The organism is Pontibacter sp. HJ8 (assembly GCF_054824225.1).
In genome coordinates this window covers 1-2,727 of sequence record NZ_JSYF01000359.1, presented here as the reverse complement: position 1 = coordinate 2,727, position 2,727 = coordinate 1, and the positions used below count along the sequence as shown (strand labels likewise).

The 2,727-nt window shown below is 46.9% G+C and carries 4 protein-coding genes and 1 pseudogene; 3 read left to right on the top strand and 2 right to left on the bottom strand.

The genetic code is table 11. The annotated features are described in order from the left end of the window. Window positions 1–49: 49 nt before the first annotated feature. Window positions 50–217 (bottom strand): neutral zinc metallopeptidase, encoded by a 168-nt coding sequence (locus tag OB13_RS15410; RefSeq protein ID WP_461491064.1) that lies wholly within the window; start codon window positions 215–217, stop codon window positions 50–52. Between the two features lie 63 nt (window positions 218–280). Here OB13_RS15410 and OB13_RS15405 point away from each other — a divergent pair, with 63 nt between their 5' ends. After that, window positions 281–940 (top strand): SOS response-associated peptidase, encoded by a 660-nt coding sequence (locus OB13_RS15405; RefSeq protein ID WP_461491063.1) that lies wholly within the window; start codon window positions 281–283, stop codon window positions 938–940. Between the two features lie 88 nt (window positions 941–1,028). Here OB13_RS15405 and OB13_RS15400 read toward each other — a convergent pair. After that, window positions 1,029–1,154, bottom strand: a pseudogene (locus OB13_RS15400) (neutral zinc metallopeptidase); the annotation flags it as partial. On the opposite strand from OB13_RS15400, the gene OB13_RS15395 reads away from it, so the two are divergent. Next, complete coding sequence (locus tag OB13_RS15395) at window positions 1,126–1,293, top strand: hypothetical protein (RefSeq protein ID WP_461491065.1); 168 nt, start codon at window positions 1,126–1,128, stop codon at window positions 1,291–1,293. The pseudogene OB13_RS15400 and the gene OB13_RS15395 overlap by 29 nt on opposite strands. A 328-nt stretch (window positions 1,294–1,621) precedes the next feature. Further along, window positions 1,622–2,727, top strand: a 1,106-nt coding sequence (locus OB13_RS15390) for a porin (RefSeq protein WP_461491062.1), incomplete at its 3' end; no start/stop codon positions are given.

The following is a 2,727-nucleotide window of genomic DNA, read 5'->3' as shown; positions in this document are numbered from 1 at the left end:
TCCGGAAATGGAGAGGCTTTTTGTTTTGCTTCAGGTATATGCTTTTGATCTATAACTGTGTCGCATTAAAGGTATCGTCCTGTGACACATCGCCTGTTTCATACCCTTTCCTAAACCAGCGGACTCTTTGGGCAGAGGTGCTGTGTGTCAATGACTCTGGCACCATCAGGAAAAGTACTTGCCCGTATTTTATTATCTCATCGTCAAAGCATAGAATTCCTGATAGCTATTATACCTCCAAAATCGTACTAAAAAGAGTCATACTAACGACTCTTTCACCATGTGCGGCAGATACTCGGTACTACCTAAAGCGAAGGGAAACTCAAAAGCAGCTAAGCTGTTGGCCAAAAGCCTGAAAGACGCGCATTACAATGCGGCACCTTCACAGAATCTGCCCGTTGTGACGAACGGGCAGCCTGATGCCGTCCAGTTCTTTTCCTGGGGCCTGCAGCCTTTTTGGGCGAAGGATGAAAAAGCGGTGAAGCGGGCAATCAATGCCCGGGCAGAAACGCTTGCTGAAAAACCCTCTTTCCGCAAACTGCTGAACTCGAAGCGCTGCCTCGTGCCCGCTGATGGTTTTTTTGAATGGCAGAAAACGGAACATGGCAAGGTTCCCTACCGCATCGTACTGAAGGCGGAAGATACCTTCAGCTTTGCAGGTCTTTGGGATGAGTGGCTGGATAAAAGTACAGGTGAGATCCTGCATACCTATACCATTATCACTACCGAGGCCAATGAGCTGGTGAAGCCGATCCATGACCGCATGCCTGTCATCCTTTCACCGGAAACAGAAGAACTCTGGCTGGATGCACATGAATCGCAGGAAGAGTTGCTTTCGATGCTCAAGCCTTACGATTCAAATGAAATGAAAGCTTACCCGGTGTCCCCCTTGGTAAACTCAGCCCAGCACAATGTACCGGAGGTACTGAACTCCTTGTAACCAACAAAACAATTGAGTTAAATAAAAGCCCCTCCGGAAATGGAGAGGCTTTTTGTTTTGCTACTGGTATAGAGCTAAAGCTGTTGCGCTATACCTGTGTAGCGTTAAAGGTATAACCCTGTGACACGTCACCTGTCTCGAAGCCTTTCCTTAACCAGCGGACTCTCTGGGCTGAGGTGCCGTGTGTGAAAGAATCTGGCACCACCCTTCCTGTGATCGCTGGGAATAAAGCGCCCATACCTGCGCTGGTAGAAGTAGCTGGTGTTAAAACCAACAACGGCAGGCAAAAGAAAAACACACCAAATAAGAAGCAATCCTGCTCTCCGGTATTCTACCTATCTCCGATTACGTAAACAAAGATTATTTCTTAACAAGAGTTATCAGGAAGATAAAATCGGAAGTCAGAAGCAATGGCATCGGATCGGGAGGATTGTGCCATAGGGCGGACGATCATAGGGAAGATTAGGACAAATAAGATAACAGTAGCGGATTCCAATTTCTGTTCTCAATACTGTTTCATCTGCAATTTAATTCCTAAGGAAACATGTGGCGGGATTTACGGCTGTACAGGATTGTTTTTCTACTATCATTTTTATGAATAAATGTTGCCTCTTTATTATTGCCCAACTCCTTATAGCGCATTCTTTATTTGCTCAAGACTCCGAGATCAGGAAGAGTGCTATGGATAGCACAAGTTCCAGTAACAATCCGGTCACGCAACTACCTTCAGCCAGCAAATTAGCGGAACTGAGCAAAAGAATAGACCTGAACTTTCTTTTCCGAAGCTCAGCAGAGTTTCCGAGTGGTTCTTCTAACCAGTCGTCGATTAAGACAAACGAAGCGCGCATTGAGCTGAGGGGAGACATCACGCCGGATCTGAGCTTTCGGATCAGGTACCGGCTCAACAGAAGTTTTGCTCCGAACAGTTTAGATAATGCGCCCAGCTCAGTCGACCATGCCAATGTTACCTACCGTTTTGGTACCGAGAAGAAGTGGCACCTGACAGCAGGAAAGCAGGCTGCGAATGTGGGCAGCTGGGAGTTCGATACCAACCCCACGTTTGAATACCAATATACCGAATATGTGGGTAAGCAACTGAATCTGTTTCTATTGGCATTGGAGTTGGGGTACGATATTACCGAAAACCACTCTCTCCAATTACAGCTGCACAATACCTACAACCAGGACTTCAATACAATGTATAACTCGGCGGGTTACGCCAAAAACGGGTTGGAACCCTCCAAAACACCTTTAGGTTTGTATGTAACCTGGCAGGGAAGCATGTTCGATAATAAATGGCAGACGTTTTACAGCTATAATATTTCGCAGTTTGCCAAGGGTAAAACAGACCATGCGGTATCGATCGCCAACAAGTTTGTACTCGAAAGGTTTAATGCCTACCTGGACCTGCAGAGCGCCAACATGGACGTGGACTATCCCAATATCGCATCACCCGCTGTCAACAACTACCTGGCGCCCTTACCGGCCTTTGCACCGTCCTTTCTGGAAGACATCAATTACAAAACTGCTGTACTTCGGGTAGATCTTGAGTTTATACCCAAGTGGTTCATCACAGCCAAAGGATATTACGAAACGGCCAGTCACCGGGAAGACAGCGACATCGGAGACGATTTCAGGGAGCATTACGGCTACCTGGCGGGTTTGGAATACAAGCCTATCGCCAGACAGGATATGCGGTTGTTTACCTACTATTACTACAACACTTCCCGGTATAACAATGCGGTGGCCGCTATAAACGCAGATCAGAAGCTACACTTGTTCGCAGT

What these genes read in the sequence shown, in the direction of transcription:
- OB13_RS15405 (WP_461491063.1), top strand. Translation starts at nt 281, where the DNA reads ATGTGCGGCAGATACTCGGTACTACCTAAAGCGAAGGGAAACTCAAAA.